Annotated in this window: 25 protein-coding genes; 9 read left to right on the top strand and 16 right to left on the bottom strand. The window is 47.7% G+C overall.

The window, feature by feature from the left end; genetic code table 11:
• Positions 1-142: 142 nt before the first annotated feature.
• Both ACWI_RS10300 and ACWI_RS10295 read right to left on the bottom strand, forming a co-directional pair.
• Complete coding sequence (locus tag ACWI_RS10300; RefSeq protein ID WP_070371356.1) at positions 143-988, bottom strand: methylenetetrahydrofolate reductase; 846 nt, start codon at positions 986-988, stop codon at positions 143-145.
• Between the two features lie 240 nt (positions 989-1,228).
• Entirely contained in the window at positions 1,229-1,822 is a 594-nt protein-coding gene (locus ACWI_RS10295) for an SLC13 family permease (RefSeq protein ID WP_278278292.1), read from the bottom strand.
• A gap of 115 nt (positions 1,823-1,937) precedes the next feature.
• Between ACWI_RS10295 and ACWI_RS10290 the strand changes: the two genes are divergently transcribed.
• The 4 genes from ACWI_RS10290 to ACWI_RS10275 all read left to right on the top strand — a co-directional run bounded on the left by ACWI_RS10290 (position 1,938) and on the right by ACWI_RS10275 (position 6,251).
• Positions 1,938-3,863, top strand: a complete 1,926-nt coding sequence (locus tag ACWI_RS10290) for an oxidoreductase (protein WP_070371355.1) — start codon at positions 1,938-1,940, stop codon at positions 3,861-3,863.
• A 136-nt stretch (positions 3,864-3,999) separates the two neighbouring features.
• A complete protein-coding gene (locus tag ACWI_RS10285; RefSeq protein WP_070371354.1) occupies positions 4,000-4,815 on the top strand; it encodes a MerR family transcriptional regulator in 816 nt (271 codons plus the stop codon).
• 26 nt (positions 4,816-4,841) lie between these two features.
• Entirely contained in the window at positions 4,842-5,777 is a 936-nt protein-coding gene (locus ACWI_RS10280) for a diacylglycerol/lipid kinase family protein (protein WP_070371353.1), read from the top strand.
• A gap of 225 nt (positions 5,778-6,002) precedes the next feature.
• Complete coding sequence (locus tag ACWI_RS10275) at positions 6,003-6,251, top strand: hypothetical protein (protein ID WP_070371352.1); 249 nt, start codon at positions 6,003-6,005, stop codon at positions 6,249-6,251.
• Between the two features lie 65 nt (positions 6,252-6,316).
• Here the strand turns inward: ACWI_RS10275 and ACWI_RS10270 are convergent, their stop codons facing one another.
• Both ACWI_RS10270 and ACWI_RS10265 read right to left on the bottom strand, forming a co-directional pair.
• Complete coding sequence (locus ACWI_RS10270) at positions 6,317-6,643, bottom strand: type II toxin-antitoxin system RelE/ParE family toxin (protein ID WP_070371351.1); 327 nt, start codon at positions 6,641-6,643, stop codon at positions 6,317-6,319.
• A 1-nt stretch (position 6,644) separates the two neighbouring features.
• On the bottom strand, positions 6,645-6,926 hold the full coding sequence (locus ACWI_RS10265) for a type II toxin-antitoxin system Phd/YefM family antitoxin (protein WP_228880672.1): 282 nt from the start codon (positions 6,924-6,926) through the stop codon (positions 6,645-6,647).
• 257 nt (positions 6,927-7,183) lie between these two features.
• Between ACWI_RS10265 and ACWI_RS10260 the strand changes: the two genes are divergently transcribed.
• Positions 7,184-7,684, top strand: a complete 501-nt coding sequence (locus ACWI_RS10260) for a hypothetical protein (protein WP_070371350.1) — start codon at positions 7,184-7,186, stop codon at positions 7,682-7,684.
• 116 nt (positions 7,685-7,800) lie between these two features.
• On the opposite strand, the gene ACWI_RS10255 is transcribed toward ACWI_RS10260, so the two are convergent.
• From ACWI_RS10255 to ACWI_RS10230, 6 genes are all read right to left on the bottom strand, one after another.
• Positions 7,801-8,769 (bottom strand): aromatic ring-hydroxylating oxygenase subunit alpha, encoded by a 969-nt coding sequence (locus tag ACWI_RS10255; RefSeq protein WP_070371349.1) that lies wholly within the window; start codon positions 8,767-8,769, stop codon positions 7,801-7,803.
• A gap of 554 nt (positions 8,770-9,323) precedes the next feature.
• Positions 9,324-12,353, bottom strand: coding sequence for a type I restriction endonuclease subunit R (locus ACWI_RS10250; protein WP_070371348.1), 3,030 nt, complete (start codon positions 12,351-12,353; stop codon positions 9,324-9,326).
• Positions 12,350-13,495 (bottom strand): restriction endonuclease subunit S, encoded by a 1,146-nt coding sequence (locus tag ACWI_RS10245; protein WP_070371347.1) that lies wholly within the window; start codon positions 13,493-13,495, stop codon positions 12,350-12,352. Before ACWI_RS10245 ends, ACWI_RS10250 begins: the two co-directional genes overlap by 4 nt.
• Positions 13,492-13,740 (bottom strand): GIY-YIG nuclease family protein, encoded by a 249-nt coding sequence (locus ACWI_RS10240; protein ID WP_070371346.1) that lies wholly within the window; start codon positions 13,738-13,740, stop codon positions 13,492-13,494. The genes ACWI_RS10245 and ACWI_RS10240 overlap by 4 nt, the downstream gene beginning before the upstream one ends.
• On the bottom strand, positions 13,740-15,329 hold the full coding sequence (locus tag ACWI_RS10235; RefSeq protein WP_070371345.1) for a type I restriction-modification system subunit M: 1,590 nt from the start codon (positions 15,327-15,329) through the stop codon (positions 13,740-13,742). Before ACWI_RS10235 ends, ACWI_RS10240 begins: the two co-directional genes overlap by 1 nt.
• Positions 15,330-15,744: 415 nt before the next feature.
• Positions 15,745-16,401 (bottom strand): Crp/Fnr family transcriptional regulator, encoded by a 657-nt coding sequence (locus ACWI_RS10230; protein WP_084633626.1) that lies wholly within the window; start codon positions 16,399-16,401, stop codon positions 15,745-15,747.
• Between the two features lie 89 nt (positions 16,402-16,490).
• On the opposite strand from ACWI_RS10230, the gene ACWI_RS10225 reads away from it, so the two are divergent.
• Together ACWI_RS10225 and ACWI_RS10220 are read left to right on the top strand one after the other, a co-directional pair.
• Positions 16,491-16,823, top strand: a complete 333-nt coding sequence (locus tag ACWI_RS10225) for a cupin domain-containing protein (RefSeq protein ID WP_070371343.1) — start codon at positions 16,491-16,493, stop codon at positions 16,821-16,823.
• On the top strand, positions 16,820-17,431 hold the full coding sequence (locus ACWI_RS10220) for a 4Fe-4S binding protein (protein WP_070371342.1): 612 nt from the start codon (positions 16,820-16,822) through the stop codon (positions 17,429-17,431). Before ACWI_RS10225 ends, ACWI_RS10220 begins: the two co-directional genes overlap by 4 nt.
• Before the next feature lie 95 nt (positions 17,432-17,526).
• On the opposite strand, the gene ACWI_RS10215 is transcribed toward ACWI_RS10220, so the two are convergent.
• Complete coding sequence (locus ACWI_RS10215) at positions 17,527-18,822, bottom strand: RNA-binding domain-containing protein (RefSeq protein ID WP_070371341.1); 1,296 nt, start codon at positions 18,820-18,822, stop codon at positions 17,527-17,529.
• Positions 18,823-19,090: 268 nt separating this feature from the next.
• On the opposite strand from ACWI_RS10215, the gene ACWI_RS10210 reads away from it, so the two are divergent.
• Complete coding sequence (locus ACWI_RS10210) at positions 19,091-19,897, top strand: Fic family protein (protein ID WP_341465152.1); 807 nt, start codon at positions 19,091-19,093, stop codon at positions 19,895-19,897.
• 305 nt (positions 19,898-20,202) lie between these two features.
• Here ACWI_RS10210 and ACWI_RS10205 read toward each other — a convergent pair whose 3' ends face one another.
• Both ACWI_RS10205 and ACWI_RS10200 read right to left on the bottom strand, forming a co-directional pair.
• On the bottom strand, positions 20,203-20,652 hold the full coding sequence (locus tag ACWI_RS10205; protein ID WP_228880641.1) for an Hsp20/alpha crystallin family protein: 450 nt from the start codon (positions 20,650-20,652) through the stop codon (positions 20,203-20,205).
• 151 nt (positions 20,653-20,803) lie between these two features.
• Positions 20,804-21,361, bottom strand: coding sequence for a DJ-1 family glyoxalase III (locus tag ACWI_RS10200; protein WP_070371339.1), 558 nt, complete (start codon positions 21,359-21,361; stop codon positions 20,804-20,806).
• 252 nt (positions 21,362-21,613) lie between these two features.
• Here ACWI_RS10200 and ACWI_RS10195 point away from each other — a divergent pair, with 252 nt between their 5' ends.
• A complete protein-coding gene (locus ACWI_RS10195; protein ID WP_070371338.1) occupies positions 21,614-22,708 on the top strand; it encodes a sensor domain-containing diguanylate cyclase in 1,095 nt (364 codons plus the stop codon).
• A 46-nt stretch (positions 22,709-22,754) separates the two neighbouring features.
• Here the strand turns inward: ACWI_RS10195 and ACWI_RS10190 are convergent, their stop codons facing one another.
• The 3 genes from ACWI_RS10190 to ACWI_RS10180 form a co-directional block, all read right to left on the bottom strand.
• On the bottom strand, positions 22,755-24,221 hold the full coding sequence (locus tag ACWI_RS10190) for a S41 family peptidase (protein ID WP_070371337.1): 1,467 nt from the start codon (positions 24,219-24,221) through the stop codon (positions 22,755-22,757).
• 278 nt (positions 24,222-24,499) lie between these two features.
• Positions 24,500-25,306: a methyltetrahydrofolate cobalamin methyltransferase gene (locus ACWI_RS10185; RefSeq protein ID WP_070371336.1), complete on the bottom strand. Its 807-nt coding sequence runs from the start codon at positions 25,304-25,306 to the stop codon at positions 24,500-24,502.
• Positions 25,307-25,336: 30 nt separating this feature from the next.
• A complete protein-coding gene (locus ACWI_RS10180) occupies positions 25,337-26,722 on the bottom strand; it encodes a uroporphyrinogen decarboxylase/cobalamine-independent methonine synthase family protein (RefSeq protein WP_070371335.1) in 1,386 nt (461 codons plus the stop codon).
• Positions 26,723-26,870: the final 148 nt, after the last annotated feature.

The following is a 26,870-nucleotide window of genomic DNA, read 5'->3' as shown; positions in this document are numbered from 1 at the left end:
CTCCAGCTTGTTTGTTTGTTTTTCGCTAATTCAATTATAACAAATCTGGTGTTTTCATGCTATTTTTATGCCTGTAACATCGGTGTTAAGGTATTTGGGGTCGTTTATTTATGTGCGAAGTTTGAGTTATTTAATTTTAAATCTAATTGTTATTGGCCAACGAAGCCATATTTAATACCTCTGAAATTGTGCTTGTATTATTGCCACCCAAAAAATGAAATCCATTGATCCCCAATTTTTTTAACGCATCAATTTGTTTAATCGTATAGTCGATCCCAGCTTTTTTAAAGTCCTGGGGATCATCACCATAACGCCCAATAATTTTTGACAATTCTTTTGGTATCGAGATGCCATTTGCAAAACTGATTTGTAATATGCTATTCTTATTCGTAACCGGTAAAATGCTAATGTCAACAGGTACATGAATATCATTTTTCTGACAAAGATCCAACCAGTCCGCAATCGCACATCCATCAAAACATATTTGAGTAATGATCTTATCAGCCCCAAACTCCTGCTTTAATTTTAAATGCTTGATATCGGTTTTAACCGAATCAGCCAAAATGTGAGTTTCCGGATATCCTGCAACTGAGACATGTATATCGGGGTTTAGCTTTTTTATTGTCTTAATAAAGCTAAAACTATTGGGGAAGGCGTCGCTTCTTTGCGAATGGTACTTGGAATCCCCCCTTATAACAAAATAATGCTCAATCCCAATTGAAACATAAGTTTTTAGACGATCCGTCAGTTCTTTTTTTTTCTTACCACCAATTGCAAAGTGTGTCATCGGAACCGTTCGTTTATCCAACTTCAGTAGTTTGCACATTTCTAAATTACGCTCAAAACTTACATCTTTTATCCCACTGATACTACAGCTGATATAGTTCGGATTAAATGAACAAAGTTGATCAATTTTCTTTTTTTGACTCTGAATCTTCTGGATACTTTGTATCGGACTTATTTCAAATGAAATAACCATCTTTTTCATCTCGCTCTCTGCATTCTATTTTCAGCGATTCAATCATCAGCGTCCCCGTGTGTTCATGGTTTACAATGCCCCTATTAAACATCGCACCGCTCTTTTGTTATTATCGATATTCGTTCCATTATAATAGAAAAGCGACAAAATAGCCATCTTGTCGCTTGATTGTTTTTTATTTAATTTTAAAAACCGGGATCAATGGGTCGTGCACTGATCTGTTCACCGCTTGCTTTGATAACCATTTTGTTAGACGAGTCCAGAAATCAATCCGGCCAATGGCAGCCACAAGGTCGCTAAGATAATAAAAGCCAGCTGCATCCAGATAGTCGCCTTGGGCATATCGGTCATTTTGTAATAGCCAGCGGTGTAGGTGATCAGTGGAATCGTATCGATGGGAAACAGATAACAGTTACCGGCGCATAAGCCCAGGGTAATGATCAACAGAGCCGGGTTGATTCCCATGGTGGCCGCCAAGCTGACAATTACTGGTGTCAGCACCCCGATCAGGGCCGGAGCCACCGGAACAACCAGCATGATCACAAAAATCATCACGGCTACAAAAAAGACCCCTCCCATGGTCGACAGTGACAGTGACGAGGGCAGTACATAAGTAACAAACCACTCACTGACGCCATTGGCGACAATGGTGTTGGCAATACACAAGACCGTCCCGATCAGAATAAAGGAGGTCCAGCTAACGGCCTTCATGTACTGTTCCCAGGTGAGAATCCTGATTCCGGGCAGAAAGAACAAGGTACAACCAAAAAGTGAAACCACGGCCACCTCGATAACCGGAAAAAAGGAGCTCATCATCCAGAACAGCATCATCACCGCAGCAATGATGATAGAATAAGCAAAAGAAATTCTTTGTTAATTTTATAATTAACAGCTTGACCTTGAAGTGACTTGAGGGTTTATCCTATCAGTAAAACCAAATATGAAAACGAGGTACAAGATGTTTACTAAATTATTTACGCCCAAGAAAATCAATCAGTGTGAGATTCCCAATCGTCTGGCAGTCACCGCCATGGTGGCCAACTACTGCAATGAGGACGGCACCGCCACCGATCGTTATATTGCTTATCACGAAGCCAAAGCCAAGGGCGGCTGGGGCCTGATTATTACCGAAGATTATGCCGTCAGCCAACATGCCATGGGCTATCAGTTTATTGCCGGGCTGTGGAATGATGATCAGATTGCCAGTCACAAAAAACTGACCGACACCATTCATCAGTATGATTCCAAAATCTTTGCCCAGATCTATCATGCCGGCCGTCAAAGCGCCAGCTTCGTAAATGGCGGCGTTCAGCCGGTGGCGCCATCGGCAATCCCCTGTCCGTGGTTGCGGCAACTGCCCCGGGAGCTGACCATTCCGGAGATTGAACAGATTGTTGAAGATTTTGGCGACTGTGCCTTACGGGCTAAACAGGCTGGCTTTGATGGCATCGAAGTGCATGCCGGACATGGCTATTTAATTGCCGAATTCATGTCCACCTACGTCAACAAACGTACTGATAAATACGGCGGTTGTCTGGATAATCGCTTACGCTTCATCAAAGAAATCTATACCAATATCCGCAGCAAGGTCGGCGACGATTTCCCGGTCATGATCCGTTTTTCGGCTGACGAAGTGGTTCAGGGTGGCCGCGACATTTCTGAATCCCGGGTCCTGGCCAAATTATTTGCCGAATGGGGCTTTGATGCCCTGCATGTTTCCAGTGGTGCCTATGGCGATCATAATAAGGGGATTGTTTCGCCGATGTATGTCTCCCATGCCTGGTCTGTCGATTTTGCTGCCGAGATCAAACAGCTCGTCGATATCCCGGTCTTTACGGTCAACCGCATCAATGATCCCCGCATGGCCGATGGTCTGCTGGATATGGGCAAAGCGGATTTCATCGGAATGGGTCGGGGTTCTTTGGCCGATCCCGATCTGCCGAACAAGGCCAAGGCTGGCGATTTAACCTCGATCCGCTACTGCATCGGGTGTATGCAGGGCTGCGTTGGTAAATTACTGGTGGGTGAAGCCATCACCTGTCTGGTCAATCCCTCCCTGGGTCAAGAATATCAGTTGGATTACAGCAAAGCCACCACACCAAAAAAAGTCCTGATTGCCGGCGGCGGACCCGGTGGCCTGGAAGCGGCTCGGGCAGCGGCGATCAAAGGCCACGAGGTCACGCTTTATGAGCAGGGCAGCTTTTTAGGCGGTCAGTTTAAATCAGCCGCTTATCCCCCCTGCAAAGGTGAGTTGGCCACTTATACCAACTGGATCACGAGCGAACTGGATCAGTTGGGCGTAACGATTCATCTCAACAGCCAAGTGACCAAAGAACTGGTCGCCGCTGAAAAACCCGATACCGTTATCGTCGCCACCGGCGGAACCCCCTGCAAACCCGCCATCAAAGGGATCGACAAGGCCCTGGTTGTCACTGCGGAGGATGCCCTACTGGGTAACGTGGCCACCGGTGATCAGATCGTTGTTGCTGGCGGCGGTGAGGTCGGTTCGGAAACGGCGGCGCATCTGGCGATGCAGCAACGGGATGTGACCATCATCGAAATGCTACCCAAGATCTGCAGCGATCTCGATGGCGTCAACAAGTTCAATCTGATGAAAATTCTCTGCGAATATGAGGTCAACCAAATGACCCAAACCAAAGTGGTCGAAATTTTGGATGATGGGGTAATCATCGAAAACAGCCAGGGCCAGCAGACCCTGCCTGCCGATACCGTCGTCATCGCTTTAGGCTACCGTCCCAACAACCATCTGGCCGAAGCATTATCAGCCGTACACGGTAATGTCATCGTTATTGGCGGGGCTGTTAAAACCAGCAATGCCATGGTAGCGATCAATGACGGCTTTAATGCGGGCTTATCGCTGTAAAAAATCCCGTTCACTGCTAACAATTAAAGATAAAAAAAGGATCGGTGCTTATAAAAGCCCTATCCTTTTTTATTTGTCTTAGTATATTAATGTGATACAATGAAAAAAACCTGAAGCCACTATAGGGAGGAAAATCATGGCATATCGCATTGGGGAAGTCTCCAAACTTTTGGGTCTGCCGGTGGAGACCATCCGCTATTATGAAAAAGAGCAGATTATTGCGCCCAAACGTCAGGAAAACAGTGACTACCGCACCTATGAAACCTGGGATATCTTTTTTCTGATGGAATGCATGCGCTACCGCAGCTTTGACATTTCGTTAAAAGATATTTCCAAGATGCTTCATAATGATTCGCTGGACTTTTTTGTCGAGCGGATTGGCTTTAAACAACAGGTCATCGATGAAAAACTGCGCTATTATCAGATGCTGGAGCGCAAGATTTCCGCCTACAAGGATAAACTGGCAAGTCTGCCCTATAATGTCGGCTGCTATTGGTTCGTCAATACCCCCGAGTATCGTTATTTTACCTATGTCCGACGCGAAGACGGTGATCATTATGGTGAGGTCGAAGAAAAGCCCTTATTTGCCAACTGGCTCAAGCAGATTCCCTTTGTCGAGTTTACCCATCACATTTCCTTTGCTGACATCGCCGACCCCTGCATCGACCGCGATGCCTGGGGGCTGTGTGTCGAAAGCGCTGACGCCGCGCTGTTAAATCTGCCGCTGAACGCGGAGGTGCAGATCCGGCCGGCGAGTTTATGTTTGTGTACGGTGATGGATCTGGGCCACTATGGCAATTTAACCTTACGCCAGTTTGACCCGCTGGTAGCCTATATCCGCGACCACGGCATTATGCCGGAAGGCGATATCATCGGGAAAATCCTGACTCGGGTCCATGCCGATGGAAAAATGCACCGTTATATTGAGTATACGATCCCAGTCAGGAAATAAAAACCAAAAAAATGGAGGACTAAGCGATGGAAACTTTAAAAACCAACCAGCTGCCGCAGCGCGTTAAACTTATTTTTAATCCCGGTTCTGGCGCCAATGACGAATCCCCGCTGCAGATTATGGCCATCGTTAAAGAAATGCAGGCCCGGCAGTTAATACCGGAACTTTATTTGATTGAACCCGACAGTAACTTGCAGGAAGTGGTCGATGAGGCCATTGCCCAGGGCATTGAGCTGTTTGTGGTGTGTGGCGGCGACGGCACCGTTTCTTCGGTCACCAAGGCACTCTACAGTTCAGCGGCGACGCTTGGCATTGTTCCCACCGGAACCCGCAACAATATCGCCTTGAGTCTCGGTATCCCCACCGATATTGCGGCGGCCGTCGCCATCCTCAACGAAGGACAGCGTTTAAAAATAGATCTCGGCCTGGTCATTTGCAACGGTGTCAGTACACCATTTATCGAACTTTGTTCGGTGGGATTATTTTCGACCCTGTTCCCCGCCGGGGATGACATTCAGCACGGTAACATCACCCGGATCGGTGATTTTCTTGGCATTCTGACGACTGCTCCGCCCTCAGACATCCATCTTTTTCTGGACGATAATCAGGAAATCAGCGAATTGGGTCATGCCGCATTAATTTCCAATATGCCCTATATCGGTCGTAATTATAAAGTCGGTGCACCCGATGCCTATCATGACGGCTTACTGGATGTGATGTTTTTTGCCGATCTATCCAAACTCGATTTAATCAATTATATTCTGACTGGCGTCGGCACCGATAACCCCGAAGATCCCCGGATTATGCACTATCAGGTCCGTGAAATGGTCATCGACACCGAACCGGCCATGGCGGTAATGGCCGATGGTATCAGTTTAGGCGAGGGGTCAGTGCGTATCAAAATCCAGCCACAGGCTTTGTCAGTCATGGTTGGAGCGACTGCGTCACATGAAGGGCAATAAGCCGGGTCTGGCTTGATGGTGCGATGCTGGGAACCGCCTGGGGCCTGTTAGGCGTGATTCTAAATAATTCATTTTGAATTTAACAGTGGCGGATGATTTGGTATTTATTTAATGATTGTTGCGCGCTATAGATCCAAATTCTTAAAAATGACTAATTAATATTTTAAACCGGATGCAAAGGGGTATTCATTTAATAACCGTCATTATATTGGGGAGGTGAAGAGAATGAATATTGAACAAGTGATCAAGAACCTGAAAAAAATTGATGGTTCCCGGGATATCTGGCGGGATATTATTAAAGCATTCGAGGGCTTTTCTTTTAATGGGATTACCGAAGTCGCCATCGAATCGCAAATGGATGACGAAATTGTCCAGGCTTTTATCGATACCGACGGCTCGCCGGTGATCCAAATCGCCCTGGATCAGTGGGCCGATGGCAGCTATGTGGTTATCGATGCGTCGCAGCTCTGTTGACCAACTTTTTTAAGCCCTAAAAAACACGCTGTCAATGGTTTGTTGTTCCATTGACAGCGTGTCTTTTATTTTAACAGCAGTTTTTTTAACAGCAAATCTTCAAGGTTGCGGCGACTGTCGAGAACGGCCAAGATCAGAACCCGTTGCTTCTCGACCTTATAGATGATGCGCCAGGGTGAATAGACAATTTCCCGGTAAGTCAACAAATCAAAGGCTTTTAACTCCGGCACAAATCGGCCGCTTTCGGGCAACTGCTCCAGTCGTGTTACCTGCGCTTCAATTTTCTCGAGAATCTTCACCGCCAGGGCTTTATCCTCAAAGGCAATGTATTCAATGATTTCAAACAAATCCATTTTGGCCTGATCCGACCATAGAATTGTAAATTCTTCCATTTCAGATCGCTTCGATATTCTTTCGCAGCTCAGCAAAAACATCTTTGTTCTGATGAAGCTCTCCTTCACCGATGGAATTCTCCGAAATCTGGATCAGCTTCATTAATGACAAGGCATTAATCATATTTTGATACGATTCCACGTCCAGCAAAACGCCTCGAGCCTCACCGTTTTGGGTCACAATGATGGGATTCTTATTGTCATTGATATACTTGAGCATATCTGCAGCATGGGTTTTGATATATGAAATGGGTCGAATGTCTTCTTTGAGATTTATATTCACGGGCACACCTCCTCGTTTCAGTACCTATATGATACTATATTAAGACTGATCTGTCAAAGTTCACGATCTTCCTCCTTGCTAATCGTACACTTACTATTTGTTCAATTAGCATTTATGTAGTTAACATATCAGCTTTCACATGGTTGTCAACGGATTGTGACGTTCATTCTGAAAATATTGACCAAATCTTTTTAAAATGTGCCAGAGAGGGTATTCATTTAATAACCGTCATTATATTGGGGAGGGAATCGATTGTGATGAAAAAAATAATCATCAGCGACACCATGCAAAAAGGCTCTTATTACTTAAGCGAAGCGATGGGCGCAAATTTTGATCCTGATTTCAAACCGGAGCTCTCACCCAAAGAGCTATTAGCTTTGGGCCTTTTCGGAGGCAAGTACATGACTGATTGCCGGTCCGAATTTCCGGAGGATTGGTTTGACCATGCCAAACTCTCGCCGACCCGAAAAGATATTTCTTTAAATTATTATCAGGTCGATGCCTCACAGCCGCTTAAAGTCTGGCAGGCCAATGGCTGGATCAATCCCATCGATCCCCGGGGCTGGTTTCAATGGTATTGCCGTTATTATTATGGTCGCCGAGTTCCTGACGAAGACCGTCGCCAGATCAAACGCTGGAAGGCGATGGTGCGCCATATTGGTGCGATTAAAAAGAATTGCGAAAAAATGGATCAAAGCTGTCGCCAAAAACAGCGTCAGGCCCTGCTGCACTGGGCCTATGATAGTCGCAAACTTTAATCTGTCAACCGACGGTCAGTTACCGAAACGCTAAATCCGTTTGCTAAAAAGCGCTGCTCTTTATCTTTTTTTGTGATCATTTTCTTCGCATTTTACGATCGATGGCGGTGCTCCCGTTATTTCCGGCGCTTCAACTCGTCCCGAATGCGCCGATACTGGATCACCGGCCCATCCCCAGACAGCAGGTTTTCCTTGGAGATAAACGCCGAAGCTTTGGGTTTTTGGGTGATCACCACCCGCCTGTCCTGGCGCTCGATCAGCCGGTTGCCAAATTTTCCGAACCAGGCAATCAGAGCATTAACTGGCCTGAGTCTGGTTGACCGGCAATAGAAACGGAGGTACAGGATCGTGTTTTCATCATCCACCGGCGCAAAATAAATAATGACCTTGGTGGCTTCACTGATATGGTTCATCCAGATGTTTGGAAACAGGAATTTCAGATAGGTGGCTTTAATGACGCAATCATCCGCCGCTTTGGGAGTTTGTCCGACATCTGTTTCATTATTGGCACTGGTTACCAGGCCCCCGGGGACAAACTCAATTTTGGGTCCGTTAACCAATGTCTTGTTGCCCCGTCCGATGGTGTTGTGGTGGACAAATGGCAGGTGAATCACATCCAGCTGGTTTTCAATACAGCGGGAATAGTGGGTCGGCCAGTGATCTTCAATTTCGCTACAAACAAAAGAATCATCGATATCGCCATCAAAAAACGGCAATTCCCCAGTCTGTTTTTCCGGTTCCCCATACCACAGATAAATGATGCCATGGCTTTCCCGCACCCCATAAGCCTTGACGTTAAACCGGCTTAAATCTGCGGTGGAGGCTCTCCCGTTGGCCGGGACAAAAGTGCAGTGGCCCTGGGGGTTAAACTCCAGACCATGAAAGGGACACTGGAGACATTCCCCCTGTAGCTTCCCGCGGCTCAAGGCCGCTCCGCGGTGAGTACACTGATCGACCACACAGCCAAGTTCTCCGTCCCGGTTGCGGAACAACACGAGTTCCTGATTCAGCCGTTTAACGCTGACAACCGCTTCTTTTTTCACTGCCTTCGATGGCAAAATGGCATACCATTGATTACTGATCATCGCTTCTTCCTTTCCCTTTTGGTAACTTGCAGTTTTTTTATGATCCGAGTGATATAGCCGCAGAGCGGCACTGCTTATTACGCGCATCTGACTTCTATTCTAGCAGAAATCCAAGCTCAGGTAGAGAGAATCGCCAAAAATCATCACGTTTTTCAGGAATTTTCCCTATATTGATGTAATAAAGCTGTCAAACCGGCAGATCCCTGAATTCCGGTCTGTTCTGATAAGCAAAAACCCCGACACTGTGGCGGGGTTTGAGGTTGTCGATAAACTACCGTACCGACCAATGACCGAGGGGTCAAACCCTTGTTAATCTGTTGTTCGCTGCGCCATGCGAAATCCGCTTTGCTCCTTTCGCATTGGTCGCGGGCAGTCGCCAACTATAAGCAAGCTTATGATTGGCTCGTTGCCTGCGCGCAGAATCGGACAGGCTCTGCCGTGTCCGCTCCGATGCGTAGGGTCTGACCCCTCGGTCACAAGATGATGTAACAATTGTCGGTACTGGGTTATCTTTTTTAACAGTTTTTGGGTGTAATTGTGGACGCTGGTGATGACTATTCCGACACCAGCCCGAAATACTTTTCAAAGAATTTCATCAGCTTGTCGCCGACACTTTGCTTTTTGGCGGCCCGGTTGCCACCTCCAAAGCGTGATACTGGCGGCATGATTTTATCGATGTCGGTGCCGCTAGTTTTCAGCGCCCCATCACGGAAGGCGTTATCGATAAATTTTCTGGTTTCCTCCGGTTTCAGTTTTTCGGCACTGATCAGTGCGGTCAGGTCGCTCTCTTTCTGCACATCGACAAAGCGGCGCCACGCCTCGTCCACCTTGGTTGACGCATTGACGGTCTCAATAAAGTGTTCAATCAGAACCTTCTTGCTGCGCAGCTCAATACTGGCGCCGATGGCCTTATCAATCGCCACCAGGACACTCTTGTCCTCACAGTTGGAAGCATGGTATTGGGCCACCAGCATCAGGATATAATCGATGTTGATTTCAACCTGGCGGATCAGTTCAATTTCAAAGACGAGGTCGTCGTTGATCCGTTCCTTGTCAGCCTTGTGATCATCAACAAAGTCGTGATAGAGATCCAGATAGAGGCTCTGATAGTCCTGAAAATCCCGGTTGGTCAGAATTTCCCGGCCGGAAAAGTTGTCAAAGGCCGTCAGGATATTCTTAAGCCGCAGGATTGCCCCGAACAGCCGGATAAAATCCTTCTGGTTCTGTTCGCCAATGATCGCCTGCCCCAGCGGAAATTTTTGACCCAGCTCGGCGATCAGCTCGGTGTAGCCGGGGTGATGCTGGCCATCTTCGTCAAAGCCATAATAATAGCTGTCAAAGTTTTTTAGCAGCACGATGCTGCCGGCATCCTTATCGCCAAAGAGGGCGATGGCGGCGTCGGTTTGCTCCTGCAAATCCCGGAAACAGACGATGTTACCATAGGTCTTAACCGCATTGAGGATCCGGTTGGTCCGCGAGAAGGCCTGAATCAGGCCGTGCTGCTTGAGGTTTTTATCGACCCACAGGGTGTTGAGGGTGGTGGCATCAAAGCCGGTTAAAAACATATTCACGACAATCAACAGATCGACCTCCCGGTTTTTCATCCGCAGCGACAGGTCTTTATAGTAGTTTTGAAACTTGTCGGCCGAGGTATCATAGTTAGTATTAAAGGCTTGATTATAATCGGCAATTGCCGCTTCCAGAAAATCCCGGGAGGATTGATCGAGGCTTTCGGTATCAAAATCCTCGTCCGGGAAGACATCCTCGGGATCGGCTTCGTTGGTGGAAAAGCTGAAAATGGTGGCAACATTAAGCGCCCGGCCCTGGTCGGCCAGCTGTTTTTTCAGTTCAAAATAATATTTTTTTGCCACCGGGATCGAACTGACCGCCAAAATCGAGTTAAAGCCGGCGACCCGCTGACCCTTAAGCGAATAGAAATGGTTGCGCTTGGTCTTCTGGTCAAAATGTGTAAGCAGATAAGTGACAACCGCCCGGATCCGGGCCGGGTCGGCCAGGGCTGCTTCGGTATCAATGGCGGCCACCGCTTTATCCGCCAGCCCATCTTTCATCTTGACGGTGTTGATATAGTCAATCCGAAAGGGTAGCACGTTGCCGTCATTGATGGCATTGACAATGGTATAGGTATGCAGCTTGTCGCCAAAGGCCTGGGGGGTGGTGCGCATGGCCGGGTTGCCGCCGCTGCCAGCATTGGTGGCAAAAATCGGCGTTCCGGTAAAACCAAAAATGTGATAGTGCTTAAAGGCGGTGACGATTTTTTTATGCATATCACCAAACTGAGACCGGTGGCATTCATCAAAGATGATCACAAAATGTTTTTTAAAGGCGGCATGACCCTTATTTTTGGATACAAAGACATCAAGCTTCTGAATCGTCGTGATGATGATCTTAGAACTGCTGTCGGCCAGCTGCTGCTTAAGAATTCGGGTGGAGGTATTGCTGTCGGCGGCGCCCTTCTGGAAACGGTCGTATTCCTTGATGGTCTGGTAGTCCAGGTCTTTCCGGTCGACCACAAACAGCACCTTATCGATATAGGGCAGGGCCGTGGCCAGCTGGGCGGTTTTAAAGGAGGTCAGGGTTTTGCCGCTGCCAGTGGTATGCCAGATATAGCCGCCAGCAGCCAGCGTCCCGGTTTGCTTGTAGTTATGAGAAATTTCGATCCGCGAGAGGATCCGCTCGGTGGCGGCAATCTGATAGGGCCGCATCACCAATAGCAGCGCTTCGGTGGTAAAGACACAGTATTTGGTCAGGACGTTTAAGAGCGCGTGTTTAGCCAGAAAAGTCCGGGTGAAATCGACCAGGTCGGCAATGGCGGTGTTGCTTAAGTCCGCCCAGTAGGAGGTAAATTCAAAACTGTTGCTGGTCTTCTTACTCTTTTTGCGTTCCCCGGCAGCGCTTTCCCTGACGTGGCTGGCCCGGGTGGTATTGGAGTAATACCTGGTGTGAGTGCCATTAGAAATGATAAAAATCTGGACATACTCAAACAGCCCGCTGGCGGCCCAGAAGCTGTCCCGCTGATAGCGTTTAATCTGATTAAAGGCTTCCCGGATGGCGACGCCCCGGCGCTTCAGTTCGATATGAACCAGCGGCAGGCCATTGACCAGAATGGTGACGTCATAACGGGTCTGGTGAGTGCCGCCGGTTTCCTGATACTGGTTGATCACCTGCAGGCGGTTGTTGTGAATATTTTTCTTGTCGATCAGACTGATATTTTTGGTGGTGCCGTCGTCACGCTTTAGGTTCTGGATGTGGTCGGTCTGGATTCGACGGGTTTTCTCTAAAATCCCGTCATTGGCACCAACCACGCATTTTTTAAAAAACCAGTCCCATTCCGAATCCGAAAAGCTATAGTCATTGAGGGCTTCCAGCTGGCGGCGCAGATTGGCCACCAAGGCGGCTTCATCGTGAATGCACAAATACTCGTAGCCCTGGGCCTGAAGCAGGCGGAGCAGTTCCCGCTCCAGCTCGGCCTCGCTCTGGTAGGCATCCGATCGGCTGTAATCGGCCCGGTATTCGGCCACGACGGTGCTTTCGTTGGAAGCCACAACAACGTTGTAAAGGCTCATTCACTCACCTCCTGGCCATCGGTCCGGCCGACCTGCTTGTTCGCAGGGCCCGCCTGTCCGGCAGGCAGGCAAGCCTTAAAAGTCAAAAGCTGGTCGCGGTAGTATTCGTATTGCTGCTGCCGGGCGGTGATTTCAGCCGGCAGGCCGCTGGTCAGGTCGTTGCAGAGGGTGTCGAAGCGGTCGAGGATGGCAACGATCCGGGCTTGTTCAGGAATAGGAGGGATTGGTATTTTAATTTGTTTCAATTTTCCTGCAGTAATCAGTGGTTGACCACCGCCGACTGCTAAATTGTTTAACTTCATATTTAGAAGTTGATAATAAGCAAATGATTGGTCGTAACTTTCTTTTGGTTTAACAATTAGTGTATTATCCGACACATCATATTGACCTGTCGCTCTATGAACAAAACCTGCATTGGCTCCTACTCTCGCGATTAACAGTAACTCCTCACAAAATTTATAGGAGTCCGAATAGGCAATAATTCCCGTTGAACCATACACAGGAAATTCTCCGCTGTCACTTTTGGATTTGTTGTTTCCTGATGAAATATTCTCACAGACATCACTCAATGTCCTCCATTCCACTTCATCACCAAAAGTCAGCAGTTTATTCCGATAATACTCATATTGCTTTTTCTGTGCTGACAGCTCCGCTGTAAGCTCCGCTGTAAGCTCCGCTGTAAGCTCCGTGAAATTGTCCAGAATCCGGACAATTTCACCCTGCACTTGCAACGGCGGGAGGGGGATTTTAACAGAGTTAAGAACAGCTTGCGTCAGGCTTGGCACACCACCAGCTGTATTGAGTCTTTCAAGATGTTGGGCTTGCAAATAGTAAAAAACATATTTAGGTTCAATTATATCAGTATTTATATCAGTATAAAAAATTGTATCTACTGTCCAGAACGGTACATCCACGTAATACAATTTATCAATTGAACCTTTACGTGGTATTAGTACCGAAGGTTTTTCAAAAGCAGCATGGTCGATGTAAGTCATAATACCGCCAGTACCATAAACCGGTATATTACCTTTATCAAACCCCTTATAATCTTTGCCATTTTTAATTGTCAGCACTTGTGAAAGCTCTTTAACCTCCACCCCATCCGGGCACAGCTCCGCCATCAACGCCTCCAGCCTGCTCATGGGTTTACCTCCTTCTTTAACCACTCCCGGCCAACACCTGTTTTTAGATATTTTTCCCGTTTTACCGCTTCTTCAAGCGTATCTAACCGCTCGTAATAAACCATTTTAATCGGCTTATGCCATCTCGTGTGCTGTGCCCCATTTCCGCTGCAGTGTTCTTTGTATCGTCGTTCTAAATTGTCGGTATGGCCTTTATATAAAGAACCATCATCGCAAAGAATTACATAGACAAACCAATTCTTCATTAGTCAATCCACCCCTGCCTGCCGGCAGGCAGGTCAATCTCGGCAATAATCCTGGCAATCTCATCCCGCAGCAGCTGCTCCCGGGCGACAATCGCTTCAATCTCGGCATTAAGAACGGTGATATCAATCACTTCCCGCAGATCCGGCGGCTCGACGTAAGACGACACCGACAGGTTATAATCCTGGGCGGCAATCTCGGCATTGGGCACCAGCCGGGCAAAATGCACAAGGTTCGCCCGGTTTTTATAGGCGCTGATAATCGCCTCGATATTGGCCGGGGTCAGTTTGTTATTGTTGGTGACCTTGACGCATTCTTTGGCGGCATCAATAAACAGGGTGCTGTTTTCACTTTTGGACTTTTTTAACACCATGATGCAGGTGGCAATGCTGGTGCCAAAGAAAAGATTCCCCGGCAATTGGATGACGCAGTCAATGTAGTTGTTGTCGATCAGGTATTTGCGGATCTTCTGCTCGGCGCCGCCCCGATACATCACCCCCGGAAAACAGACAATTGCTGCCGTCCCGGAGGTTGCCAGCCAGGCCAGAGAATGCAGAATAAAGGCCAGGTCGGCCTTGGACTTGGGTGCCAGCACCCCGGCCGGGGAAAAACGGGGATCGTTGATCAGCAGCGGATTGGCATCGCCATCCCAGCGGATGGAGTAAGGCGGATTGGAGACAATCGCTTCAAAAGGTTCATCATCCCAGTGCATCGGGTCGGTCAGGGTGTCGCCATGGCCGATATCAAACTTGTCGTAGTCAATATCGTGGAGAAACATATTGATGCGGCAGAGATTATAGGTGGTGATGTTGATTTCCTGGCCATAGAAGCCCTGGCGGACGTTTTCTTTGCCGAGAATCTTGGCAAAGTTCAACAACAGTGAGCCGGAGCCACAGGCCGGGTCATAGACCTTATTGACCTCCGTTTTACCGACCAGGGTGATCCGGGTCAACAGTTCGCTGACTTCCTGGGGGGTGTAGTATTCGCCGCCGCTTTTGCCGGCGTTGGAGGCGTACATCCCCATCAGGTATTCGTAGGCGTCACCAAAGGCATCAATGGTGTTATCCTGATAGCCGCCGAGATTCATGTCGCCGATGCCGTCTAAGAGCTTGACGAGCATTTCGTTGCGCTTGGCAACGGTGCCGCCGAGCTTGTTGCTATTGACGTCAATATCATCAAACAGGCCTTTAAAATCATCTTCGCTGATGCTGCCCTGGGCCGAGCTTTCAATATTGCAAAAGGCCTGCTCCAGCGTTTCATTGAGGTTCTCGTCCGCGGCGGCGCGGCTCCTAACGTTCTCAAACAGCTCACTGGGCAAAATAAAGAAACCCCGGGTCAAAACCAGATCAGCCCGGGCTTCTTCGGCTTCGGCGTCCGATAGTTGGGCATACGAAAAACCGCTGTTACCAGCTTCATGCTCGCCGCGGTTAATGTAGTCGGTCAGATTCTCTGAGATATAGCGGTAAAAGAGCATCCCCAGCACATACTGCTTAAAATCCCAGCCATCGACACTGCCACGCAGGTCATTGGCAATATTCCAGATGGTCCGGTGCAGTTCCGCCCGTTGTTGTTCTTTTTTATTATCAGCCATGTGTTCTTCTCCATCTCTGCTTTTTTTGTCGCTTCGCATTTTGTCCGATCAGTGCCAGGCGCTGACGGTCATACGGTATCATTTTAACTCAGCCATCAGAAAATCGCAACTGCTCTTTATAAAAGTGAATGAAAGGCCAGCATGACCAGCGACACGGCAGTAAAAATAAACCCCTCATAAAAATAGCCAATCCCGGCACTCCCGCTGGGATTGGTTGATCGTTTATTTCGTTTTTATTACTCCTGTTCTTCCCACAAATCAAAATCATCATCAATTGACTGTGCTTCCTGATTCATGATTTTCTGGTATTCGATGGTTCCGACTTTTCTCTTTCATACAAAATAATTTCATCCTCCATGACATTTTTTTGACGTTTTCATCCAAACCTGCCATATCGGCCGGGTGACAGACACGCCTAAGCTTTAATCGTAATCGTTTTGGCATCAAAATCCAGCAACCCGGCTTTTTTCATTTTGGCCAGTTCCCGGCTCAGGGAAGTCCGCTGCACACCCAGCCGCTCTGCCAATTCTTTTTTGGAGCAACCCAGGGTGATCACCGGGCTTTGTTGGAGCTGGTATTGATGACTGAGGTAATCGTTAATCCGCTGGCGCACGGTTTTTAAGGAAATTACCGTCAGCTTATCTGTCAGAATCATCGTCTTTTCCGAAATCGACTGCAGCAAGCCTTTAAGAAAGTCGGCATTTTTCTGGCAGAGGGACAGAACCAGTTCCCGTTCTAGATGCAGCATCATGACTTGGGTGGCCGCCATCACCGTCATTGGATAACCGTTTCTGACGGCAAAGAGCAGATTTTCGCCAATACTTTCCCCGACGCCAAAGACGTTGACAATCAGCATGTTGCCATTTTCATCCAGATTCAAAACCGCCACCCGGCCCGACAGAATCACATCCATCCGCTGACAGGGTTCATCTTTTAAATGAATGACCTGATCCTTAAGATATTCTCCGATCTTCGTTTTTGGAGAATGGATTATTTCTGCCAGCTCCGCTTCACAAAAGCCACTAAAATAATTGGCGCTGGTCAATAAGCGCAAGATCTCATTATTTTTCATTTTTATCCCCTTGTGTTACCATAGTAACACCTTTTCTTTTATTTTTCGATTATACTCGATTATATCTTGAAGTAAAAGGAGATATTATCATGTTAGAAAAAATTTATGCATTTACCCGTGGCAGCGAAAAACGGATCGAAAAAATTATCGATGACCAGCCGGTGATGATCAATCACATGATTTTCCCGGAAGGCGAAGGTTTAAAAGAACACTTTTCCAATTCCAACGTCTATATGATTGTCATTAAAGGGACACTTACTCTACAACTGGCTGACCAGGAAGCGCACCGCTATGAAGCCGGAGCGATCATCAATATTCCCTACCACATCAAAATGAATGTTAATAACCGAGATCCCGAAATTCTGGAAATTTTCGTGATCAAAGCCCCCAGCCCGGCCTTTTATCAGCCGGACCAGCAGTGACAACCGTCTGGCGTCGGGTCATCCAACTGGCTTTTCTGGGCCTGTTCGTGGCCCTGTTTATGACCGGTAAAATTCAGCTGTGGATGGGCGTTTTTGTGCTGGGGGTGCTGGCCTCTTTGTTCTGGAGCCGTCTTTATTGTGGTTGGATCTGTCCGATCAATACGGCGATGGAAGGGATCACCTTTGTGAAAAAGAAAAGCCAGCTGAAAAGTTTTAAGATTCCCCGCTGGCTGTCAAAACCCTGGCTGCCCCTGGTGATCCTGTTGCTATTTTTGCTGGTCTTTATCTTTGTGATCGTGACTGGCCAAAAACTGCCGATTCTGCCGCTGCTCTTTGCTGGCGGTGTGATCCTCACTCTTTTCTTTCCGGCGGAGCTGTGGCATCGTTTTTTATGTCCCTACGGGACGATCTTAAGTCTCAGTGGAATGAAAGCGCGTTATGCCATGGCCATCGACCCGGAAAAATGCAACAACTGCGGGGCCTGTCAAAAAGCCTGTCCGGCGGGAGCGATAAAAAAGCAGTCAAAACATCAGATTGTTAAACAGGATTGTCTGGTTTGCCTGAAATGTCAGCAAAGCTGCCACCAGCAGGCCATCCGCTATCAGTAACGGCTTTAGCAAAACCACCCCGCCCGATCCAAAAAATCAGCCAATCCCGGCGTTCCCGCTGGCATTGGCTGATCGTTTTTTTGTGTGTAAGCTGCTTAACTTGGCTTTCGCAACCGATAACGGGTATTTTTGCCCTTGCCCACCGTTTCCAGCAGGCCGTTTGTGACCAACTTTTTAAGGTACCGGCCTGCAGCTGTTTGGCTCAGCTCCAGGGTGGTTTCAACCTCACGCCGAGTGAGCTCGGGTTGTTTTTTTAAAAGCGTCAGAATTTCCGCTTCGATCCCCATGACCGTTTCATTCCCGGTTTTTTCATTGCGATTGGGCAGCGTTATCTTGAAGGCGTTTTCTGTCGCTTCAATTTTTGGTTGAATCCGTTCCCCTTGATAAGCTTTGAGAATTTTTGGTACCCCCGTGCCATAAGCTTCAATCAGCGCCAGACGATAAAAGATACTGGCCAGATTTTCGTTCCGGGTCATTGAAATCCCCAACATCATGTCTTCAAAGGTGATTCCCCGAACCAATCCGCCCACCGAGACAAACTCCAGATGATCATCAAAAATGCTGATCAGGGTGCCGGCACTGTATCCGTAATCCCGATGAACCAAGGCATTGAGTAGAGCTTCCCGAACGGCTTCTGGTGGAAAATTTCGTTTATCGGAGCGATACAAACCAACAATTTCGGCGCGGGTTCCATTATAAAGATCAATAAAATCATAGGCTTCGTTTAGTTGTTTGAGCAGCGAACCGGTGAGTTCCCGCCGGTCTCTAAACACTGATTTATCATTCCCCTGAAAAACGGCCATTTTAATTTTGTGATTGCATTGATCCGACAGGAGCATTCCCAAGTTGGTGAAGATGCCAGCGGTACTCATCATCTTCAAGCTCTTGAACTGATTTTCGCCAAAGGGTACGCCCCGCTTTTTAAATTCTTTGGCAGCCTCCTGAAAAGTCAAATCCTGATTGAGGGAACGGGCCGTCTCAAAGCGCTCGCCATCGGTTTCTTTTATCATTTTGATGATCGCCGTTTCTGTTGCCGGAACGGATGAAGCCCCTTGTCTGACATAAACACCCTCGGGACGGATTCCCTTACCAGACAAATAATAAGGACAAGCCGTTCCCTTTTGAACCGTTACCTTGACGATGGTTTTATCTTCCATGATCACCGGTTCCGTTTTGACAAATACGGTGACATCCGGCTTGATGGCATCTCGAATGGCATTTGATGCTTTTAACATGATTTCATCCGCATCTGTTACCCCTGCGATGGAGCCGTCGTCGTTAATCCCGAGATACAAAATACCACCATTGGTATTGGCAAATGCGACGATTGTTTTTTTTATCTCGTCAACATAGCTTTGTTTAAATTCAGTTGTTTCGCTCTCAATTAGCATTCTCTCATCAACTCCCCTGTCATTCTTGTCACTATTCTAACCGATTCTAACCATTCTTGTCAAGTTTAGTGGTTAGAATCGCACCAATAAAAACGCCCTATTTGCGGGCTATCTGCTGCAAATAGGGCGTTTCTTGCCTACGTGCCTAACTTATAAATCAATATGTTAATGCTCGTTTCGATTATTCTACCTAAGAGGATTGACTTCTGCACAATTAGTTGATAATATTGTGCAGAAAGAGAAACGATTAGGCAGAAAGGAATCGAAAATGCGAAAGTTTGATTACACAAAACTCCCTGATGAGTTAATGCATTATGAGTTAATGAACTTAATCTCGGCAATTCATGAATATAAGGGAAAGCAGGAGTTGTTCATTGAAGCGAAACCCGATATCCTTGAGTCCATGCTGGAAATTGCAAAGATTCAAAGTACTGGTGCTTCTAACCGAATCGAAGGTATTTATATATCCGATGAACGTTTGGATGCGCTGGTAAAACTAAAGGCTGAGCCACAAAACCGATCAGAGCGTGAAATTGCCGGTTATCGGGAAGTGTTAAGTTTGATTCACGAAAACTACGATCACATTACCCCAAACACAAATGTTATCTTACAATTACATCGAGACTTATATCACTTCAGTCCGTCTTCAAGTGGTGGAAAATTTAAAAATTCAGATAACATTATTGCTGAAACCGATGCAAGTGGAAAACGTAAGGTAAGATTTCAACCGCTTTCTGCATTTGAAACACCTGACGCAGTCGATCGTTTAACGACGACTTTTATTGAAGCAGTGAACGCTGATAAGTATGATCCGTTGCTGTTAATTCCAATGTTTGTGCTGGATTTTCTTTGCATCCACCCTTTCAATGATGGAAACGGGAGATTGAGCCGATTGCTGACCTTACTGATCTTATATCGCTCCGGATATATTGTCGGGAAATATTTGAGTATTGAAATGATTATCGAAAATACCAAAGAAACCTATAATGAGGTGTATATGACAGCTCAATTGGATGGCAGGAAGAAAACAACCGCTATTTTACCTTTGTTAAGTATTACCTTGAAGTCATCTTGAGGGCTTACAAAGAGTTTTCGACCCGTGTTGAATTGTTTCAGGATCGAAGCCTAACCAAACAAGAACGGATAAGAAAACTATTTGATGACACCCTTCAAAAGCTGTCAAAGCGAGTAATTTTAGAAAAATGCCCCGATATTAGTACATCAACAGTTGAGGTTGCGTTGGCATCTTTATTAAAAGAAGGATATATTATTAAAACTGGGGCTGGTAAGAATACCGCCTATATCCGAAATACTAATAAATAAAAACTTTAAAAACGCCCTATTTGCGGGCTATCTGCTGCAAATAGGGCGTTTCTTGCTTTATTCAATTTCAATTTGTTTGGTCAACTCCGGCTTGGCCTGCTTGGGCACCGTGATGGTCAGAACCCCATCAGTCAGCTTGGCTTTGATGTCGTCCGAGGCGGCGTCAGCCAGAAAGACGTTGCGGGTCATGGCCGTGAATTTTCGTTCCCGATGAACATAGTTTTTATCCGTTTCTTCTTTTGTTTCTTCCTTCTTGACGGCTATCTGAAGTCGACCCTCTTCCAGGGATAGACTGATTTCATTTTTCTGGAAGCCGGGGAGCTCGGCCTCAACAATATACTCTTTTTCATTGTCCTGGAGGTCAATTTTAAAGGTGTCACCCGCTAAGCTTCTTCGCATCGGCCAACCTTCTGCAAAAAAGTCGTCAAGCATATTCTGGAAATCATTAAAACCGGTATTCATCAAATCATTTCTTTTTCTGTTAAACGGAATCAGTGCTGTCATCATAACTACTCCTTTACATTGTATTTTGTTAGCACTCTCACTTAGCGAGTGCTAACTATGGTTATTTTATACCATCTTTTTTTTTATCTGTCAATACTTCTGTAAAGCCTTTTAAGTTATTTTTAAGGCGGTCAGTTAATCCGATGATGGGTTTTTACTTCCGGTCATAGAGAATATTTTTACGCAAGGTTTCGGCCGCTTCCGCCCCTGCCAGAACAGTCACCAGTTCCAGGGCAAAGTCCACCGCTTTTCCCGGCCCCCGGGACGTAATGATACGGCCGTCCCGCACCACCGCTGCCTGCTGGTAGCAAGAATCCGGAAAGGCATCTTCAAAGCCGGGATAGGAGGTCACATTTCTGCCAGTGACGATCCCCGCCTGGGCCAGCACAATTGGTCCGGCACAGATGGCGGCGACTACTTTCCCGGCCGCTTCCATCGCTCTGACCACGCCAATCACCCGCGGGTCATCTCTTAAGTTGGCCGCCCCGGGCATTCCGCCGGGAATCACGACAGCCTCATAACTATCAAGGTCACTCAGCTCATCAATATGCTGGTCGGCCTTGACTTCAATCTGATGGCTGCCCGTCACCATCAGCCCCTCAGCAATGCTGATCATCTCAACGTTTAGCGAGCTGATGCGGCGCAAATAATCGACAACCGTTAACGCCTCCACTTCCTCAAATCCTGGTGCTAAAAAAACAATTACCTTCATCCTTCTCCTCCTTTATGCGTTTATCTTATTCTAGTCCCAAGCAGGCTAAATAACAACGACTATTTAAACGCCCGACAAATTTTTATTCTGCTTTTTCTATCGGGATGTGCTATCATTTCCTTTCAAGCCAAACCCCAGTTTAAGTGCCAGTCCTTGCATGTTCACTTGGCGATTGGGTATAAAGCTACTGACATCAATGCCAGCCACTGTGTTTTTATTTTGGCAATTCCCCTGACGATAAAGGAGATTATTATGGAAGATACCCACGCCCTGATTGCTTATCTCAATGCCCTGCTGGATGGAAAAAAGCCACCGCTACCAGCTGGTTACGCCGATGACCCCGATTTTCTTTTGCTGATTGAGAAGCTTGGACACATCGAGGCATTTGTTAGTGAGGCCCAAAAAACGGATACCGGCGACATCTGTGATCTGGATGAGTTGATCGCCCTCAAGAAAAAGCTTAAGGAAAGTGAAGAACATCATCGGCTGCTGATTGAAAACGCCAGCGACATTATCAGCACCGTCAACCTCGATGGTGAATTTACCTATATCAGCCCTTCGGTGGAGCGGATGACCGGCTACACGGTGGACGAGGTCACCCATCATTTTCTTGAAATCAACTATTTTTTGCCGGAAACCTTAAAGGTCATGGAACGCACCATGGCCCTGGTCAGACAGACAATTGCCCGGGGCCAACGCTTTGATTCGGTTCGTTTTGAACAGATGCAATATACCAAAAATGGTCAGGCCTTCTGGACCGACACGGTTCTAACCGGGGTTTATGATGATCAGGATCAGCTCAAAGGATTGCTGGGCGTATCCCGGGATATCACCGAGCAGGTGCGGCTGCGGGAGGAAATCATCCGGCTTTCACAAACCGACAAACTGACCCAGCTTTACAATCGTTCCCGGATCGAGGATCTGCTTGAGGATGAGTATAAACGGGCCAACCGCACGGATTCGACCTTTGCCGTCATCTTTCTGGATGTCGATCATTTCAAGTGGGTCAATGATCGTTTTGGCCATCAGGCCGGGGATCTGATCCTCAATGAGTTGTCGACGGTACTGCTTGACAACATCCGCCAGACGGATCGGGTCGGGCGCTGGGGCGGCGAAGAATTCGTTTTTATTCTGCCCGATACCGATGCCACCGGAGCCCTGCTTTTTGGTGAAAAAATCCGGTTAAAGATTGCCAGACACCCGTTTACCAATCCGACCCACATCACTGCCAGTCTGGGGGTGGCGGTTTATCAGGGCCGGGGCACCCTAATTGACCTGCTTGCCCGGGCCGATGACGCCATGTACGCCGCCAAGAAGGCCGGTCGCAACCAGGTGCAGTTGGGCTAGATCCAACGTTTTAAGCGACCATCAGCACAGACCACAAATAGTAGTCTTAGTTTTGCAGTACCTGGATGGCCTCAGCCAACTCGACATCTTCCCCATTGGCAATCCGGATGGCATTTTCCGCCGTCATCGGGATGACCAGATCCGGCCGAACCCCGCCACTGCCATTACGACTGTCCAGCTGGATGTTTTTCTGTTCGTCCAGCGACTGTCCCGACGGCCAGTGGACCGTCAGTGAACCGGGCATCAAGGCTTCAGCGCCAGCCAGGCCAAATGATCCATTGGTGCCATAAAAACCCAGCGTTCTGACATTGGGCAGTTTCTGAAGCCCCATCGCCAGCCCTTCTCCGGAACTGACGCACTTGGGATTGATCAAGACAATCACCGCTCCCCCATAATGCGGTTGGGTCGGCGCAATGGTCAGACCAACACTGCCGTCTTCATTTTCTTGAATTTCAAATGCCCCTGTTGCCGGATTATAGAGATTCTGGTATTCATAAAAGGCTGGCTGATCATAAAAAAATCCCAGCATATCCACCGCCATCTGATCCAGTCCGCCAATATTATTCCTAAGATCGATAATCAGCCCCTGACTGCCATTTTGTTTGGCAGAAGCAATGGCATCACGAAGCAGCTCCAGGGTTGACTGCGTTTTTCCGGTTTCCTGAAGATCAGCATCGAGTTCTCCCTGAATTTTTACATAAGTGATCGTATCAGCCACCGTTTGGCTTTCCACCATCGCCGTTGGCACCGGATCCGGGTTATCGACCCCGACAAACATATCCCTAAGTTTATTGGAAACCACTGCATCCGGATAGTTTTTGCGAAGCGATTGGCCCCCATCATCAAAAGCAACCAACGTTGCCAGGGTTACCTCATCAGCCCCCAGATAGCCGATCTCAACCGGCTGGCCAATCGGAGCCCGAACCAGATAGGCCAGCTTTTTCAGATTCAGATATTCGGTGGTGGCCGATGTTCCACAAAGCAGCGTTTCGGTTTGATCCAGCGCCGTCCGGATCGGCTGACCATTCCAGGAAACCACTTCCGTACCGGGTCGCAGCCCGGCTGCAAAGGCCTGCGACGCAGGATCAACCCAACTGATGATGATGTTATGATCACTGCTGTTTGCAAGTGCCAGCCCATAGCCGCCACCAATAAATAAATCATCAATTTCTTTAAGATTGTTGACCCGGACATGGCCATCGGGTATTTCATTGAGATAAGCCCGCAGCGTCAAATAGTAGCCTTTAAAATCCTGACTGCTTTGGGCGGCGGCAATCTGGGGTGCATAGGTGGCATGAAGGGAATCCCAATCAATTCCCTTCCATTCTGTGAAGGCATATTCCTGCGCGAGGGTTTCGTGTAGCGCTTCAAAGGCTGCTGTCCAGCTGAGATCACTAAAATCGTTGGTTGCCTCCGATTGGGTCGGTGGCCGGTCAAAATAGGCAAGAATCCCGGCAACGACGATGACGATACAAAGAATCGCAAGTAGTTTTTTTATTTCCCTGGTTTGCATAAGAACTCCTTTCAAAGCTTGCGGAAATCCCCGAGACTTCTGCCATCAACAGCAAAATTTCAGCGCTTGACGGTTTCTTTTTTTAACCGACGAGCCACGAGCCCTGTTACGATAATAAAGCTCACTCATTTTGCGATTACAGGTTTTCCGCCGAGTTTAAATTAAGGTTATTATATAACACTTTAAGTCATTTATCCAATAAATTTAATCCGCTTGCTGATCGTCGGGTTAAAAAAATACCGGATTGCGGCGCTTCGCCACGACCCGGTATTGTTTATTTATTGCCCCACCGGCCCGATGATCCCGGCCCGATAGGCTTTGCTGTATTTGCGACAGTGCTTATCCTGTCCCATCAGGGCATAGGTGGCGAAGATGGTGCCCATCATTTCCCGATTTGTCGGATCCAGCACCGCCGAATCCATCCCCGCTTCCATGGCAAAGGCCATGGCCGTTTTATTCAGCAGCGGTCGTACCGGTAAACCAAAGGAAATATTACTGATCGCCCCGGTGACGTGGATAGTCGGATAGAGTGCCTTGATGGCTCTGATTTCGTTGCCCAGGTTGACCAGGGCATTGTTATCGGTGGACAGGGCCATCACACAGGGATCAATGTGAATCCGATCCGGGGTGATCCCCAGTTTATCAGCCTTTTCCACCATCCGGCCGGTGATTGCCAGCTTGGTTTCCAGATCACAGGGAATTCCCTTGTTGTCACAGGTTAAGCCAACCACTTCCCAACTATTTCCGGCCAGCAAAGGCAACAGGATCTCGCACTTGTCTCCTTCTTCGGAAATCGAATTGATCATCCCCGGTTTGTTGGCATCTTTAAAGACGGCTTCAATGGCCCGGGGATTGGGGCTGTCAATACACAGCGGCGTGTCCACCGCATCCTGCACCACCGCTATCAGCCACTGTAGCGTTTTGATCTCCTCTTCCGGCGCAGTGCTGGCACATATATCAATAAAATCCGCTCCCGCTTCGGCCTGCTTGATGGCCCGGTCAGCGATAAAAGCGGCGTCCCGTTTTTCGATGGCCGCTTTCACCGCCGGAATGCTCCCGTTAATTTTTTCTCCGATAATAATCACTGCATTTCTCCTTTTTGTCTGTTTTCCTCATTATATCAGCAGATTCATGTAAAAATCAAAGGTTTCCTTGCTAAACCGTTCAAAATTGGCCCGGGCAAAATCCGGGGTCAACGGATATTTTTGTTTAAAGCTGTCCCAATCAAACAGGTAGCGTGACCGCGGTTTTGGTACCTGGTTCTCATCAAAAACAAAACCTTCATTATTAAGCGGTGTGCCAAAAGCATCCCCGGGGTTTTTATAGGTCGCATAATCCCGGATAAATTCGGTCAGGGCCGCCAGGGTGTCGAGGTTTACTTCCTTTAAGGTCAGCGGGTTTTTATCAAAACCAAAAATATAACCGCCGCCAGGCAGCATGATATCCAAAAACGCCTTGGCCCGATCAACAATCTGGGCTGGGGTATCGGTCTTTAATGCGGCGCTGGGGAATAAGCCAGTCAACAGGAATTTTTTGCCCAGCTTGTCTTTAATGGTCTGAGGGTCACCATATTCAAAAGCCAGCTGGCAACCCGCCGGAATTTCTGACTCTAGAATATCCAGATAACGGCTCCAGTCGTGTTCGCAGAACATATTGGGACGGGCCCCCACCGCCGCAAACTGCTTAAGCATCGTTTGATAGGACGGCAGGTAGATTTCCACAAAATCCTTTTCCCGCATAAAGGTCGGCATATGCAGCGGTATAAAGACCGAGCCCTGGGGATTAATATTCCCCGGCAGACCCCAATGAAAGAGCAATGGCATCACGGCGTCAGCTGCTTCCTGAAGCTGGCTTTTATGTCGGCGGACATCCATGCTGATGCCGGAAAAACTGCGCAGCTGATCAGCAATAAAATCCAGTGGGGCTTCGGTAAAATTAAAGGAGCCAAGCGGACTGCCGGGATAATAGCCATGAGTCTGGATCAGTTCAAAAAATGTCGGCAGAAAGGCCATTTCGTCATTTGTAAGCGCCTGCTTGCCCATCTGAATGGCAGTTGCCATGATCAGGGGATTCTTGGGATCGAGGTTTTTATGCTGTCGGGGAATCACCGTCTCAACCAGAAAATCAAAGGGGTTGTCAATCAACTGGGGGTATTCATCAGCCAGCATCCCGACCACCTCCGGATGTTGGACAAAACCGCCATTACCCATCACAAAGGACTGGGAACCATAGAGCTGATACATCGACGGCGTACGGGACAGCAAAAAATTAGCCGGAGCCACCGGACAGGAATCCGAATAGATTTTTTTGCACAGGTCGCGGGCCGGATCGGCCAAAAGCGCATAGTTAAACTGAAAATCAAACAGATTCTGACCCCCATATTCGGCCACCAGATGCTGGGGCAGGGTGATCCCAATCGGCATCCGCTCGGGAATGGTATTGGCATAGAAATCACGGTACAGTTGACTGCGTTTTTGTTGCAAGGCTAAAACATCACTCATTTTGTTCCTCCATGTAAATTTATTTAAAATGACCAGACGCCTCATAAAACGGCCAATCGGCTGCTGTTTACTCATTACCTTCTGCTTTTTTAAGCAAAAGTAATTTTTTCTGATTGACCGTTAAAGGTTTACAGCTCTATCAACATCA

Origin of the sequence: Acetobacterium wieringae, assembly GCF_001766835.1 — a bacterium.
Classification (GTDB): domain Bacteria; phylum Bacillota; class Clostridia; order Eubacteriales; family Eubacteriaceae; genus Acetobacterium; species Acetobacterium wieringae.
Note: the sequence above shows the minus strand (reverse complement) of the source record. Positions and strands in the feature narration are given on the sequence as shown.